Consider the following 13,531-nt stretch of genomic DNA (forward strand, 5'->3'; position numbering starts at 1 on the left):
TCTCGCGATTGAATGCAGACGTGCTCTCCGCACTGGGCGACTCCGGGATCTGAGCCGCCTTCCGATTTCCGGCCCTTAATTGAACGAAGGGGGCTACGCTCAGGAGCATGGATGCTTTACATGGCCCGAATCCTGGGGCAAAAACTTTTTGACAGGGACGTACAAGTGAGAACAGGCGCCCTCGGCTATTCAACGGGGCTGCCGCTGTTCGTGGTGACAGCCCCGGCGGTGCTCGTGTTCACTCTCGCTGCCGAGCGCGACCGCACCAGGGCGGGCCTCGCCGTTCACGGAAGGTAGGAACCATGGAATCAAGGATCGCCACCACGGCCGGCGGGATCATGAGCCATCCCGTCGTGACCGTTCCTCCCGGACTGAAGGTCGGGGCGATCGCCGAACTGATACACCAGCACGGGATCAGCGGCATTCCCGTCGTGGATCCGCAGGACCATGTGCTGGGGTTGGTCAGCGAATACGATCTGCTGGCCAAGACCGGGGCCACCGCGGCAGAGATCATGACCACGGCCGTGATCAGTGTCAGCCCCGACACGTCCATCTCCGATGTCCGTCAGCTGCTGGTCAGCCAGCGCATTGGCCGTCTGCCGGTATTATCCGGCGGGCGCCTGGCCGGCATCATCAGCCGCGGCGACTTGGTGGCGCTGCTCGCCACCGAATGGGTATGCGGTGTCTGCGGCGAACCCGCCCGCGGCGAGCGTCCGCCGGACAACTGTCCCAAATGCGGCGGGGACAGCGGCGGATTCACTTTGCAGGAGCAGCCGCCGGGGCCCTGAATGCGGCCGCGGCGCCCGCCCATGGATGGAGGCACCGGATGCAGGCGGGCATAAACGTACCAGAGCGAACGCAGCACACTTGGAGGAGGGCACATGGCTGAACGACGGAAATCGGCAGCGGCGCGGGGGAAGGAACCGGCAGCGCCGGCGAAGACCGGGGACTCCGGGCATTTCCCCGCGGACGAACCCCCCGAACGACTTCTGGGCTATTACGCCGACATGGTCCTGATCCGCAAATTCGAGCTCAGTGCCGACCAGATGTACAAACGGGCCAAGATCGGCGGCTATTGCCACTTGAACCTGGGCGAGGAGGCCACCGTCGTCGGGCTGATGGATGCGTTACAGCCCAGCGACTACCTGTTCACCAACTACCGTGACCACGGCTACGCACTGATGCGCGGCATGACCCCGGGTGCGGTGATGGCCGAGCTGTTCGGCAAGTCAACCGGGGTGTCCAAGGGCCGGGGCGGATCAATGCACATGTTTGACACAGCAACCCGGATGATGGGCGGCTACGGCATCGTCGGAGGCCAGCTGCCCCCGGCCACCGGCGCCGCACTCGCCCTTACCTACCGCAGCCGGCCGGGCCCGGACGCCGAGGTCGTGATGTGCCAGATGGGGGACGGCACCACCAACATTGGCGCGTTCCACGAATCCCTGAACCTGGCCGCTGTCTGGAACCTGCCCATCGTGTACGTGATCGTGAACAACCGCCTGGGCATGGGAACCACCGTCGAGGCCGCGGCAGGGGAACCGGAGCTGTACAAACGCGGCTGTTCCTACCGAATTCCTGGTGAGCGCGTGGACGGCACCGATGTGGTGGCCGTGCGCGAAGGCGCCGGGCGTGCGCTGGACCGTGCACGGCTGGAACGAAAGCCGGCACTGCTGGAAGTCATGAGCTACCGATTGCGGGGGCACTCGGTCGTGGACCCCGCGCGCTACCGCTCCGCGGCCGACGTCGAAACCGCGCAGGCGGCGGATCCGCTCCCGCTGCTGCGCCGGCGCCTGCTGGCTGCGGGCCTGATGGACGAGGCCCGGGCACAGGACATCGAGTCGGAAGCTGACAAAAAGGTTGCCGCCGCCGTCGCCTTCGCCGACTCCAGCCCGGACCCAACCCCGGACCAACTTTTCGACTATGCCTACGCGAGCCCGGTTGCAAACGCCGCCCACGCCCTGCCTGGTGACCCGGCGGTGGTGATCCCATGAGCACTGACCCCAGCACCGGGGGTCCCCTCCCCAGTGAAGGAGCAACCATGCCCGTCATCACCTACCGGCAGGCACTGAACGATGCCCTTCGGGCCGAGTTGACCCGGGATAAAAGCGTGATCCTGCTGGGCGAGGAAATCGGGATCTTCGAGGGCTCCTACAAGATCACCGCCGGCCTCCTGGACGAATTCGGGCCCGAACGTGTGCTCGACACGCCCATCGCCGAAGAGGGCTTCGTTGGTGCCGCGATCGGCGCCGCGATGCTGGGCATGCGCCCGGTGGTGGAAATCATGACGCTGAACTTCAGCCTGATTGCGATGGACCAGATCGTTAATCACGCGGCCAAAATCTATGGCATGTTTGGCGGCCAGACGCCGGTCCCGCTGGTGATCCGGATGCCCGGCGGCGGTGGCCAGCAGTTGGCCGCCACGCACTCACAGAATCTTGAGGTCTGGTTCGCCCACGTCCCCGGACTGAAGGTCGTTGCACCCGCCACCCCGGCGGATGCCAAGGCGTTGCTGCTCGCGGCGATCCGGGACAACGATCCGGTGATTTTCCTGGAGAACCTGTCGCTCTACAACACCAAGGGCGAGGTGCCCGACGGCGACGACGTCGCCGAGATCGGCAAGGCAGCCGTGGCACGGGAAGGGACCGACCTGACGGTGATTTCCTACTCCCGCGCCACCACGGTGGCCCTGGAAGTGGCACGCCAGCTCGCCGGCGAAGGCATCTCCATTGAGGTGGTGGACCTGCGCAGTCTGCGCCCGCTGGACCGGGAAACGGTCTGCGCTTCCGTCCGCAAGACCAGCCGGGCCGTGGTCCTGGAAGATGACTGGCTCAGCTACGGTGTCGGGGCGGAAATCTCCGCCACCCTTATGGAGGGAGCCTTCGACTACCTGGACGCGCCGGTCCGCCGCGTGGCCGCAGCGGAAGTTCCGCTGCCCTATGCCAAACCCCTGGAACGCGCGGCACTGCCGGACGCGAACGACCTGATAAAGGTCATTCGCGAGCTCCTCGATGCCACCAGTTTCAGCCCGCCAGCAGCAGGCACCGCTGGCACCTCCACCTGAAAGGAAGAATCCATGCCCGAAGTAGTCATGCCAAGGCTCTCCGACACGATGGAGGAGGGCGTACTCAGCCGTTGGCTCAAGAAGGAGGGTGACGCAGTCCGGCAAGGGGATGTGATCGGCGAGATCGACACCGACAAGGCCACAATGGAGCTGGAAAGCTTCGACGACGGAATCCTGGAGAAGCTGCTGGTCGAGGAGGGCACCACGGTGGCGATCGGCCAGCCCCTGGCCGTGATCGGCGACGGCAGCGGCACTCCCCCTCCGGATGCTGAGTCTCCCGCGCCGGCCAGCACCGCTCTGCCAGCCCGGGAGGCCTCTGCCCCGCCCACTTCGAAACCGGTCCCGGCGCCGGCCGAAGCGCAGCCGGATAGCGGCTCGCAACGGTTGCTGAGCTCCCCCCTGGCCCGGCGCGACGCTGCCCGGCACGGACTGGACCCGGCAACGATCACCGGCACCGGCCCGGGCGGGCGGATTGTGCGCGCGGATGTGGAAGCCGCCATAGCCGCAGCCGAAACGGACCAGGCACAACCCCAACGGCAGGCGCCGCCGGCAGCTGCTGGCAGGGAACCGGCCGTGCCGCTGTCGTCCACCCTGGATTCAGTGGAGGTCCCGCTGACCCAGATGCGTAAGGTGACAGCACAGCGGCTCACCGAAAGCGCGGCAGCGCCGCACTTCCATCTCACCGTGGTGGTGGGCGTCGACGCCCTGTTCCGCTTCCGCAGTGACGTCAATGAACGGTTCGCGGACCAAGACGCCAAGGTCAGCGTCACGGACCTGCTGGTGCGGGCGTGCGCCGCCACGCTCAGGACGCACCAGCACGTCAACTCGTCGTGGGCCGGAGACAGGATCCTGGCGCACCGGAGGATCAATATCGGCGTGGCGGTGGCATTGGACGACGGCCTGATCGTCCCCGTGGTGACCGGTGCCGATGCCAAGAGCCTTGACCAGATTGCCGCAGAAACGCGGTCCCTGGCGGAAAAGGCCCGCTCCGGGACACTGAAGCTGCACGAATTCAGCGGCGGAACCTTTACCATCAGCAATCTGGGAATGTTCGGCATCGACAACTTCACCGCGGTCATCAACCCGCCGGAGGCAGCCATCCTCGCCGTGGGGGCTGCTACCGAGGAGCCGTACGCACAGGACGGGGAACTGCGCAGCCGGCGCGTCATGAAAATCACCATGACCTCCGACCACAGGGTGCTGGACGGGGCCACCGCCGCGGCGTTCCTCAGTGACCTCAAGCGGACACTGGAGGATCCGCTGCGGATTGTCATCTGAGCTGGGGTATGGCACTGCTCTCCCTGGTGTAGGCGTACAGCTCGTCGCCTCATGGCAATACGCCCGGGACGCGGAGTCGTTGCCTCATTGAGCAACCTCCGCTGAGGATTGTGGTTACACCGGGTATTGACAGGTGGTTTCACCGGCGCGGCCTTTTCAGCCATCGAGAACTTCTCGAGCTCACCGGTGCGTCGGAGGACGTCGCCTTGGATGTTTGCTGTGCACGGGCTGCCGGGATGGTGCCAGACGCAAAGCCATCGTGGAACCGGTCTTCGGTCAGATTCACACCCGGCAAGGCAAGTGATTGTTGTTGGGCGGGCTGGAGAAGGCGCAGCTTGAGGGGAAGCTGCTCGCTGCCTGCCACAACCTCATGAAACTTCGCAGCTACCAGGCAGAACCGGCCGCATAGCAGGAAAGGCGTCGCTGAACCGGCGCTGCGCGGGCCCGCTACGCCCCCGGGGTTGAGTCGTGGCTGGGCACTAAACCCTTTTCATCGCTACTGACCGACCATGGCACCAAAACGGTCAAATCTAATCAAAATTCCCGCCGACACCAGCCCGCCCATCAAAACGCTACTGACCCACACACTAGGGTTTGTATTTTGCGACTGCCCGGCATATTCGTTGGAGGGTGTCATCAGCGGAAAAGCTGCGTACCAGCTGCAACAGATGCGGGACCTCGGGGCTTAGCCCTTCTGACAACATGGCTTCGGCCTCCCGGAGGTCGCTTTCCGTTCCACTTATAGAGGGATGTCCGGTTGAGCTTGCCCTTGGTGCTTTTGTGCCTCAGTTTCAGTCTTTGGCGTCATGAGGCGGTTCTTTTTCCAAAGTTGTGGAAAGTTCTTTGGTCGGTGACGTCACCGACAGTTCCAGGTGCTGCTGGGTGGTCTGCAGGACATTCAGCAGGAGCTCCCGCGCGACAGCGAGTAGATCGGATACTTGGGGGTACGCAAGTTCGTAGAAGACCTGTGTTCCACGTCGGGTCGCGACCACCAGGTGATGACGCCGGAGCACGGAAAGGTGCTGCGAGAGGTGGGAAGCCTCGAGCCCTGTGCTGGCCAAGATCTCCGAGACAGGAAGGATCTCCGCTGCGGCGAGCAGCTCGAGGACACGGATCCGCACTGGGTGGGCCAGGCCTTTGAACAGGTTCGCCTTCACTTCGTTGAGTGGAGCCCGCGGGTCTGGCATTCCGTCCATCTCGTCGCTCTCTTTCACTAGTTGATAAATTGACAGCATATAGAACTTATCTTAGAAGGCTGCGACTGGAGCAGCCAGGGTAGTCGTTTCTCCGGTTTCCGCGTATACCGACCGGTCAGAGCCTTTGAGCGCACTGCCATGCCTGCGGGGATCGTTGCCCGCGCGTTTGTGGGTCTGGCGGAGTGCCTTCACGGACGCTCTTGCGCGACCATGGCAGGCCATGGGAATGCTAAACCTGACGTCCTTACCGGTGCCAATTGGCTGGCAGCCGGTGGCAAGAATGCGCTCGCGAGGGCCTCGGTTCAGGAGTACCCGCGCCGTCGCCTGAGGAGGGCAGCACATCCAGAGACACACACGTAGACCAGAACCATGGCACTGACGCAGAGGAACCCCAGTCCTCCGGCTTGCCACATATTGAGTCGATCAAGTGGAATGCCAAAGACCAGTGAGTAGCAGACCGCGGTGGACAGGCCGGCCAAAAAAGACAATCCCCGTGCGACAAGATTCCAGACTCGCCGTCGGCGGCCGGCACGCCTAGATGGGATCTGCATCAGTATCTTCTTCTGTGGGAAATTTTCGGCGAACAGGCCCGCCAGCATGTTGTTCCATGCAGGCAAGGACTGCCGGGCCACGGGGAGAAACCTACAGACCCTCTACCGGGTTTCATCCTAGCTGGGGTCCTGGGGGGGACTTAGCGAAGGCAAGTCACAGATGAATGATTATTAAATGAATCCATTACATGATGTAATCATCAAGTAATCAACATGTAAAGTCTTCTTCCTAAGGAGCCAGTATGAGTGGTTTGCCGGTCGTCCATGTTCCGATGAAATGCGTCGAGGTCTGCCCTGCGCGGATCAGTGGACGAAATCTGTTCGTTGGTAAGCCACGAGTCTCGGTTGTTGTACTGCCGCGTGCGGCCAGCCAGGATCTATCACCTGCCAACGCTGCGGGGCAGCCGCTTGCTCCCCAAGCCTGGAGCGGGTTGAAAGCCGTCCGCGCTTTAGCTTCTCCACAGGCAACCAATGTTGCCAATGATCGCACCGGGCTTCCATGCAGGAGTTTCCCGTTTTTTGGTGGTAACAGGGATTGCCTCGAGACCAAGTCGAAGGCAATTCAGGCCGAGATTCATTGGCGCCCTGGAGGCTAGTGATTTTCCGGAGCGGTGGCGTTGAGGCCGATGGCTGCGAAACGCCGGCACCCCATGCGTGGAGTGGGTGGAGACCACTGCGGGTCCGTCACCGGACGAATCCATTGATGGCACTGTCAGCGGTTACCAGGGTTTGTCCGCACTGTTCCGACCAACTCGGACTAACCCCAACACCATTATCTGTATTACTGAAGTGCAAGGAGAACTGGATGTCCACACCGCCCAGCGTCACTGAGGAGGCGACATGTTGCCACGCAGGCCAGAACGCCGCAGCCTTCACGGTTGCGATGGCCTGCTTCCTGGACGGACTCTATGCCTTTTCCTTCGTACCGGAGAACACCGCGGTGGCCTTGGCCGGTGGACTGGTCCTGATCGCCTTCTCGTTCTTTATCCCTTTGCAGTTCATCGCCCTCTTCAATCGCAGGACCGTCAGGGCCTTGCAGCCTCCGGCAGGAAGCCTCGGCGCAACGCCAGTCGTAGCACTCTTTGAACTAGCGAAATTTGGTGGACTATCTGGAAAAATTAGAAAGGGCTGGAAGTGAAACATAGAGGCATCGGCATGGACGCGGCAGGTTGGAACAAGCACTACGCAACGATCAGACAGCACTGGACTGCGCCCAATCCGTGGGTGTATTCGGAGATGAACGGGGCACGTGCCGGTACGGCCCTGGATCTGGGAGCCGGCGACGGCAGACATGCTGTGTGGCTGGCTGAACGCGGTTGGCAGGTTGAAGCCGTCGACTTCTCAATGCTCGGTTTGGAAATAGGAAAACGGAGAGCCGAGGCCAACAGAGTCCAGGACCGCATTTCCTGGACGATGGCCGATGTCACTGCAATTGCTCCTGTCCCAGGGTCCATCGATCTTGTGCTGGTTGCCTACCTCAATCTCCCCGAGCCGCGGTTTAAAAAGGTCTTTGCTGCGGTGGCGGGTGCCTTGGCCCCAGGGGGCCGGTTGCTGTTCATTAACCACGACGCAGGGCACTTGCGGGACGGACTAACCGTGCCTCCGGATGCATCGGCACTTCTGACACCTGAGCAGGTTGCCGGCTGGATGCGCCTGGCAGGGCTGCATATTGACACGGCAGAAACCGTGTCCCGTCCTGTGCCCGGGGAGCGCCAGCCCGCCTACGACTGCCTGGTCACGGGTTCGGCGCCCTACACGTCTGCCCTGGCAACAGCAGCCTCTGGTGGACCTCTTCCAGCCCATCGCCCAACCTCATCGACGCCAGATCAAACCATGCGGAAAGCTTCCTTATGACAGTCATTAGCAAAACCCCTGAGTCCCGGGTGGCCCCCGAACGAGTGGTACCGCGGTCCAAGGGACGGATCGTGGTCAGCTGGATCACCTCCACCGACCACAAGACGATCGGATACATGTACCTGATCGCATCATTCATCTTCTTCTGCCTGGGCGGTGTCATGGCGCTGCTCATCCGGGCGGAGCTGTTTGAGCCGGGAATGCAGATCCTGCAGACCAAGGATCAGTACAACCAGCTTTTCACCATGCACGGCACCATTATGCTGCTCATGTTTGCCACACCACTGTTTGCCGGTTTCGCCAACGTCATCATGCCGTTGCAGATTGGTGCTCCCGACGTCGCGTTCCCGCGGCTCAATGCACTGGCGTTCTGGTTCTACCTGTTCGGCAGCACCATCGCCGTCTCCGGATTCATCACTCCCCAGGGGGCCGCGGCCTTTGGCTGGACAGCGTATGCGCCCCTGTCCAACACCACCTTCAGTCCCGGCGTCGGCGGCGACTTGTGGGTGTTTGGCCTGGCTTTGTCCGGTTTCGGAACCATTCTTGGTGCCGTGAACTTCATCACCACGATCATCACCCTCCGTGCCCCCGGCATGACCATGTGGCGCATGCCGATCTTCACCTGGAATACGCTGATCACAGCCATCCTGATCCTCATGGCCTTCCCGCCGCTGGCGGCTGCCCTGTTTGCCCTGGGAGCCGACCGGCGGTTTGGGGCGCACATTTTCGATCCGGAAAACGGTGGGGCCATGCTGTGGCAGCACTTGTTCTGGTTCTTCGGCCACCCCGAGGTGTACATCATCGCCCTGCCCTTCTTCGGCATTGTCTCTGAAATCTTCCCGGTCTTTAGCCGGAAACCGATCTTCGGCTACAAGGGCTTGATCTTCGCCACCATCTCCATTGCTGCACTCTCGGTCACCGTGTGGGCCCACCACATGTACGCCACCGGCCAGGTCATGCTGCCGTTCTTCTCCTTCATGTCAATGCTGATCGCAGTACCAACGGGGGTAAAGTTCTTCAACTGGATCGGCACCATGTGGCGGGGATCGCTCACCTTCGAAACGCCCATGTTGTGGAGCCTGGGGTTCCTGGTCACCTTCCTCTTTGGAGGGTTGACCGGGATCATCCTCGCCTCCCCGCCGCTGGACTTCCACGTCACGGACACCTACTTCGTCGTCGCCCACTTCCACTACGTCATCTTTGGCACGGTCGTGTTCGCCATGTTCGCCGGCTTCTACTTCTGGTGGCCAAAGTTCACCGGGCGCATGCTCAACGAACGCCTCGGCAAGATCCACTTCTGGATGGTCTTCCTCGGATTCCACGCAACATTTCTGATCCAGCACTGGCTCGGGGTGCTGGGCATGCCTCGCCGCTACGCCGACTACATGCCGCAGGACAACTTCACTTGGATGAACCAGTTCTCCACGGCCGGATCATTTCTGTTGGGGGCATCCATGATCCCCTGGTTCTGGAACGTCTACATCACCTGGCGCAGCGGCAAAAAGGTTGAGGTCGACGACCCCTGGGGATTCGGCGCCTCACTGGAGTGGGCCACCTCATGCCCGCCGCCGCGACACAACTTCACCTCCCTCCCCCGGATCCGTTCCGAACGCCCCGCCCTGGATCTCCACCACCCGGAACTTGCACCGCACCATAGAGAAGCACCGGCAAAGACCTTCACCGCAGCCGCCGGAATCGAAGACTAGACCGACGTGCAGAGCTATCCACCCGGTCTACGCTGACCGGCGGGAAGCTCCGGGCACTTACCCCATGGAAAGGAACCAATCTTGAAAAATTCCACACAGTCCGCGCCCGTAGGGGGCCATTCGTCTGTTGGAGACCGGCATGGACGGTTGGCGGCCTGGGTCGACGAAATGGCCGCCCTGACCCAGCCCGACCAGATTCACTGGGTTGACGGGTCCGAGGCCGAATACAGCAAACTCACGGACGAGTTGGTTGAAGCAGGAACCTTGGTCCGCCTCAATGAAGAGAAATTCCCCAAGTCCTTCGCCGCATTCTCTGATCCCAGAGATGTCGCCCGCGTGGAGGAGCGAACCTACATTTGCTCCAAACATGAACGCGACGCAGGTTTCACCAACAATTGGATGGCCCCTGCCCGGATGAGGAAGAAGCTCAAGGAGCTCTTTAGGGGTTCCATGCGCGGGCGAACAATGTATGTCATTCCGTTCGTGATGGGTCACCTGGACGCCGAAGATCCCAAATTTGGGATTGAAATCACTGACAGTGCTTACGTGGTCGCTTCGATGCGCATCATGGCCCATACGGGCACCGATGTGCTAAATAAGATGGTCGAGTTGAATGCAGACTTTGTCCCGGCCGTGCACTCCGTCGGCGCACCATTGGAGCCCGGTCAAACGGATGCGATGTGGCCGTGCAATGAGGAGAAATGGATTGTCCACTTCCCCGAGGAGCGCTCCATTTGGTCCTACGGCTCAGGCTACGGCGGAAATGCCTTGCTTGGGAAGAAATGCTATTCCCTCCGCATCGCCTCAGCCATGGCACGCCAGGAGGGATGGCTGGCAGAACACATGCTCATCCTCAAACTCACCAGCCCCGAAAACCAGGCCCACTACATCGCCGCCGCCTTCCCCTCGGCCTGTGGCAAAACGAATCTTGCCCTGCTGAACCCGACGGTGAAGGGCTGGACGGTGGAAACTCTCGGCGACGACATTGCCTGGATGAAGCTCGGAAAAGAGGGGGAACTGAGGGCGGTCAATCCCGAGGCCGGCCTCTTCGGCGTCGCCCCGGGGACAGGGTGGGACACCAATCCCAACGCAATGAAAGCCCTTGCGAGAGGCAACACCATCTTTACCAATGTCGCTCTCACCGATGACGGCGGCGTGTGGTGGGAGGGCATGACACCAACAACGCCGGATCACCTCATTGACTGGACAGGCCTTGATTGGACCCCGGCCTTGGGGCGGCCGGCTGCCCACCCCAACTCACGATTCTGCACCCCCATCAGCCAAGTCGCCATTCTGGCGGAGGAGTACTACCAGCCCGACGGCGTCCCGCTGTCCGCCATCTTCTTCGGGGGCCGTCGAAAGACCACGATTCCCCTGGTCACCCAGTCCAGGGATTGGACCAGCGGAGTGTTTATGGGCTCGACACTGTCATCGGAGACGACAGCCGCCGCAGCCGGGGAAGTCGGGGTCGTGCGTCGCGATCCGATGGCCATGCTGCCATTTATCGGATACAACGCCGGGGACTACCTCAAGCACTGGCTGGCCATGGGCAAGAAGGGGAACCCTGAACGACTGCCTCAAATATTCCTGGTCAACTGGTTCCGCCGCGACCATGACGGGAGTTTCCTCTGGCCCGGATTCGGCGAAAACTCGAGGGTTCTCAAGTGGGCCATTGAGCGCATTCAGGGACGTGCCGCAGCAAAAGAAACACCCATCGGATTTGTCCCTGCCCAGGGATCGATTGACGTTGAGGGCATGGGAATCACTGCCGAACAGCTAAGAACTGCCTTGGCGGTCGACCCCGATGAATGGCAGACTGAAACTGACAGCACGGCGAAGTGGTACGAACGATTCGGTGAATCCCTGCCCGAAGAGCTATGGCTGGAGCAGGCGCATCTGGAGGATCGACTTGCTAGAGTACGACCAATTATCAGCTCGCGATAACACGCATGGTCAGGCCCAGGGAACTGGTGACCGTGGCACTCCCTAGGCCTGGCAATACGGAAGTGGCAGCGACTTCCTGAGGATCATAAATGGCAGTGCAGCGGCGAGTAGGAACATCTTCGTACTTGCCGCTGCCGTGCCGGATTTTACTCTTGGACGGAACTGGCCTTCATCCTGCGTCCAAGCACCGCAGCGGGGGTTCTCTCAACGAGAACCCCGTCCTTTGACCAAGGTTGCAGGCCCTTCTCCTGAAGAGCATGGATACTCAGTCCAGCTTTGAAGCTCACGGGCCGTTCCTTTGATGACCACACTCCATGCCGACCCAGCCAAAATCCCTTGGGCTTCAAAGGCGACCGAAGCGTTGATGGTGAGCTGGACGAGCATTTCGCCTTGGGGGTGCACATGAGGATCTTCTCCTCTTGGACCTGAAATTCCACCGCAAAGAGATCGGGCTGGCCAGCAAAGCTCACCGCAAGGGTGCCTACACCAGCCTTCGTTGGCACTTCCCAGTACTGCTGTGTATTCAAGCGCTTTGCTGAATGGTCGATATCAAACACCGCCCACCCTCCTTCTCCATACCAAAATCGGGCCGCAACAGGATCTGCTAGAGCAGCCCTTGTGCCGTTCCATCGCATCAGGTGTCCTATGGGTTAGGAGCTGTGCACGGTTTCCGGTGGGTCGTTGTTGCAGTCTTTGGCACCTTTGGTAATGGATATTGAAGGCAGTTGCGATGTCGAAGTCGCCGGGCAGCGCGTTCTCACCTTGGTCTTCAACCAAGACGTGCTGCCAGATTCGCATCCAGGGCGTCCAGGAATTCCTCGGTGGTCAGCCATGCCTGTTCGGCACCAACCAGGGCGGCCAGGTCCTTGGTCATCTTGCCGGACTCGACTGTTGTGATGACGACGTCTTCGAGAGTGTCGGCAAAGCCGACGACCGCGGGAGTGTCATCCAGCGTTCCGCGGTGGCGTAGCCCACCGGTCCAGGCGAAGATGGAGGCGACCGGGTTCGTGGAGGTGGGCTTGCCTGCCTGGTGTTGGCGGTAGTGGCGAGTCACGGTGCCGTGTGCGGCCTCGGCTTCGACGGTTTTACCGTCCGGGGTCATCAATACCGAGGTCATCAGTCCTAGGGAGCCGAACCCCTGGGCCACGGTGTCCGATTGCACATCCCCGTCGTAGTTCTTGCAGGCCCAAACGTACCCGCCTTCCCATTTCATGGCGGACGCGACCATGTCATCGATCAGGCGGTGCTCGTAGCTCAGGGCTGCGGCGTCAAACTGGTCTTTGAACTCGGCGTCGAAGACTTCCTGGAAGAGGTCCTTGAACTGGCCGTCGTAGGCCTTTAAAATGGTGTTCTTCGTGGAGAGATACACGGGATAGTTTCGCTGGATTCCGTAGGCAAAGACTGCCCTGGCGAAGTCGCGGATGGAGTCATTGAAGTTGTACATGCCCATGGCCACGCCGCCGTCCTCGGGGTAAGTGACAACGGCTTGCTTGATCTCCGCGGAGCCGTCCGAGGGGGTAAAGGTCAGCGTTAGGGTGCCAGCGCCGGGGACCTTGAAGTTGGTGGCACGGTACTGATCGCCGAAGGCGTGGCGGCCAATGATGATCGGCTTGTTCCAACCTGGGACCAGTCGGGGGATGTTGGAGATGATGATGGGCTCGCGAAAGACGACACCACCGAGAATGTTGCGGAGGGTTCCGTTCGGGGAAACCCACATCTTCTTCAAACCAAATTCCTCGACGCGAGCCTCGTCGGGGGTGATGGTGGCACATTTGACACCGACATTGTATTTTTTGATGGCAATGGCCGCGTCGATGGTGACCTGGTCATCGGTAGCATCACGGTTCTGGATGGAGAGATCTGAGGTGTGTCAAGGATCTGGGACAGTTGGTTAGTTTCTTTTTGGTCAGGCAGCAGCGCGTTGTTGCTGGTTTTGGG

At 61.2% G+C, this 13,531-nt stretch carries 12 protein-coding genes and 1 pseudogene; 10 read left to right on the top strand and 3 right to left on the bottom strand.

Translation table 11 applies throughout. The annotated features are described in order from the left end of the window. The first annotated feature begins 120 nt into the window (after nucleotides 1–120). From CVV68_RS23680 to CVV68_RS21870, 5 genes are all read left to right on the top strand, one after another. Nucleotides 121–297 (top strand): hypothetical protein, encoded by a 177-nt coding sequence (locus CVV68_RS23680; protein ID WP_170133308.1) that lies wholly within the window; start codon nucleotides 121–123, stop codon nucleotides 295–297. 5 nt (nucleotides 298–302) lie between these two features. After that, nucleotides 303–788, top strand: coding sequence for a CBS domain-containing protein (locus CVV68_RS21855; RefSeq protein ID WP_211320962.1), 486 nt, complete (start codon nucleotides 303–305; stop codon nucleotides 786–788). Nucleotides 789–881: 93 nt separating this feature from the next. Next, a complete protein-coding gene (pdhA, locus tag CVV68_RS21860) occupies nucleotides 882–1,994 on the top strand; it encodes a pyruvate dehydrogenase (acetyl-transferring) E1 component subunit alpha (RefSeq protein WP_110503099.1) in 1,113 nt (370 codons plus the stop codon). Between the two features lie 47 nt (nucleotides 1,995–2,041). Continuing rightward, nucleotides 2,042–3,064 (top strand): alpha-ketoacid dehydrogenase subunit beta, encoded by a 1,023-nt coding sequence (locus CVV68_RS21865; protein ID WP_110503100.1) that lies wholly within the window; start codon nucleotides 2,042–2,044, stop codon nucleotides 3,062–3,064. A gap of 12 nt (nucleotides 3,065–3,076) precedes the next feature. Continuing rightward, nucleotides 3,077–4,342, top strand: a complete 1,266-nt coding sequence (locus tag CVV68_RS21870; RefSeq protein ID WP_170133309.1) for a dihydrolipoamide acetyltransferase family protein — start codon at nucleotides 3,077–3,079, stop codon at nucleotides 4,340–4,342. 791 nt (nucleotides 4,343–5,133) lie between these two features. Here CVV68_RS21870 and CVV68_RS21875 read toward each other — a convergent pair. After that, complete coding sequence (locus CVV68_RS21875) at nucleotides 5,134–5,538, bottom strand: ArsR/SmtB family transcription factor (protein WP_245933728.1); 405 nt, start codon at nucleotides 5,536–5,538, stop codon at nucleotides 5,134–5,136. Between the two features lie 793 nt (nucleotides 5,539–6,331). Between CVV68_RS21875 and CVV68_RS23295 the strand changes: the two genes are divergently transcribed. The 5 genes from CVV68_RS23295 to CVV68_RS21895 all read left to right on the top strand — a co-directional run bounded on the left by CVV68_RS23295 (nucleotide 6,332) and on the right by CVV68_RS21895 (nucleotide 11,593). Continuing rightward, complete coding sequence (locus tag CVV68_RS23295) at nucleotides 6,332–6,685, top strand: hypothetical protein (protein ID WP_146238995.1); 354 nt, start codon at nucleotides 6,332–6,334, stop codon at nucleotides 6,683–6,685. A 209-nt stretch (nucleotides 6,686–6,894) separates the two neighbouring features. Beyond that, the gene (locus CVV68_RS21880) at nucleotides 6,895–7,227 is read left to right on the top strand and encodes a hypothetical protein (protein ID WP_110503101.1); all 333 of its coding nucleotides are present in this window, start codon (nucleotides 6,895–6,897) and stop codon (nucleotides 7,225–7,227) included. A 17-nt stretch (nucleotides 7,228–7,244) separates the two neighbouring features. Next, nucleotides 7,245–7,943, top strand: coding sequence for a class I SAM-dependent methyltransferase (locus CVV68_RS21885; protein ID WP_110503102.1), 699 nt, complete (start codon nucleotides 7,245–7,247; stop codon nucleotides 7,941–7,943). Then, complete coding sequence (gene ctaD / locus CVV68_RS21890; protein ID WP_110503103.1) at nucleotides 7,940–9,649, top strand: aa3-type cytochrome oxidase subunit I; 1,710 nt, start codon at nucleotides 7,940–7,942, stop codon at nucleotides 9,647–9,649. The genes CVV68_RS21885 and ctaD overlap by 4 nt, the downstream gene beginning before the upstream one ends. Nucleotides 9,650–9,730: 81 nt before the next feature. After that, entirely contained in the window at nucleotides 9,731–11,593 is a 1,863-nt protein-coding gene (locus CVV68_RS21895) for a phosphoenolpyruvate carboxykinase (GTP) (RefSeq protein WP_438502665.1), read from the top strand. Between the two features lie 146 nt (nucleotides 11,594–11,739). Here the strand turns inward: CVV68_RS21895 and CVV68_RS23300 are convergent, their stop codons facing one another. Both CVV68_RS23300 and CVV68_RS21900 read right to left on the bottom strand, forming a co-directional pair. Beyond that, nucleotides 11,740–12,150: a hypothetical protein gene (locus CVV68_RS23300; protein ID WP_146238996.1), complete on the bottom strand. Its 411-nt coding sequence runs from the start codon at nucleotides 12,148–12,150 to the stop codon at nucleotides 11,740–11,742. Between the two features lie 212 nt (nucleotides 12,151–12,362). Beyond that, nucleotides 12,363–13,454 (bottom strand): annotated as a pseudogene (locus tag CVV68_RS21900) (NADP-dependent isocitrate dehydrogenase); the annotation flags it as partial. Between the last annotated feature and the right edge of the window lie 77 nt (nucleotides 13,455–13,531).

Source organism: Arthrobacter livingstonensis (genome assembly GCF_003219815.1).
Taxonomy (GTDB): domain Bacteria; phylum Actinomycetota; class Actinomycetes; order Actinomycetales; family Micrococcaceae; genus Specibacter; species Specibacter livingstonensis.

Bases quoted from the DNA above. Each gene is read 5' to 3' on its own strand.
- CVV68_RS23680 (WP_170133308.1), top strand. From the start codon at position 121: ATGGCCCGAATCCTGGGGCAAAAACTTTTTGACAGGGACGTACAAGTG.
- CVV68_RS21855 (WP_211320962.1), top strand. From the start codon at position 303: ATGGAATCAAGGATCGCCACCACGGCCGGCGGGATCATGAGCCATCCC.
- pdhA (WP_110503099.1), top strand. From the start codon at position 882: ATGGCTGAACGACGGAAATCGGCAGCGGCGCGGGGGAAGGAACCGGCA.
- CVV68_RS21865 (WP_110503100.1), top strand. From the start codon at position 2,042: ATGCCCGTCATCACCTACCGGCAGGCACTGAACGATGCCCTTCGGGCC.
- CVV68_RS21870 (WP_170133309.1), top strand. From the start codon at position 3,077: ATGCCCGAAGTAGTCATGCCAAGGCTCTCCGACACGATGGAGGAGGGC.
- CVV68_RS21875 (WP_245933728.1), bottom strand. From the start codon at position 5,538: ATGGACGGAATGCCAGACCCGCGGGCTCCACTCAACGAAGTGAAGGCG.
- CVV68_RS23295 (WP_146238995.1), top strand. From the start codon at position 6,332: ATGAGTGGTTTGCCGGTCGTCCATGTTCCGATGAAATGCGTCGAGGTC.
- CVV68_RS21880 (WP_110503101.1), top strand. From the start codon at position 6,895: ATGTCCACACCGCCCAGCGTCACTGAGGAGGCGACATGTTGCCACGCA.
- CVV68_RS21885 (WP_110503102.1), top strand. From the start codon at position 7,245: ATGGACGCGGCAGGTTGGAACAAGCACTACGCAACGATCAGACAGCAC.
- ctaD (WP_110503103.1), top strand. From the start codon at position 7,940: ATGACAGTCATTAGCAAAACCCCTGAGTCCCGGGTGGCCCCCGAACGA.